General features: G+C 51.5%; 1 protein-coding gene. It reads left to right on the top strand.

The genetic code is table 11. The annotated features are described in order from the left end of the window. Positions 1–71: 71 nt before the first annotated feature. Positions 72–338: DUF6363 domain-containing protein (locus CWC14_RS18350; protein ID WP_249928786.1), on the top strand; the 267-nt coding region annotated here is incomplete at its 3' end.

Genomic DNA, 338 nt, shown 5'->3' with positions numbered 1-338 from the left:
TTGCGCACCTAAAGGCCTCAAGCGCTATTCCATTTCTGTATCGCCCCGGCGTAAAAGTCGAAGGTCATGGCATGATGGATGGTGGCGTTGCCGACCCCCTGCCGGTGCGGTGGGCTCATGAAAAAGGCGCGAAAACCATTTGGGTGATCCGCACAGTTGAAGCTCATGATGATGGCAAGATGCCGGTGTTGGAGAGGCTTAAACCTATTATGAGGCGTATCAACCAATCGCCACGGATGTTTGAAATTTATCATCACTATCAACAGCGCTACGCCGAGGCTGTTGAGTTTATGAGGTCACCACCTGAAGGTGTTAACGTGGTTCAAATCGCCCCAACT

It is taken from the genome of Pseudoalteromonas sp. S3260 (genome assembly GCF_005886925.1).
Taxonomy (GTDB): domain Bacteria; phylum Pseudomonadota; class Gammaproteobacteria; order Enterobacterales; family Alteromonadaceae; genus Pseudoalteromonas; species Pseudoalteromonas tetraodonis.
This window is presented reverse-complemented; position numbering and strand designations above follow the sequence as displayed.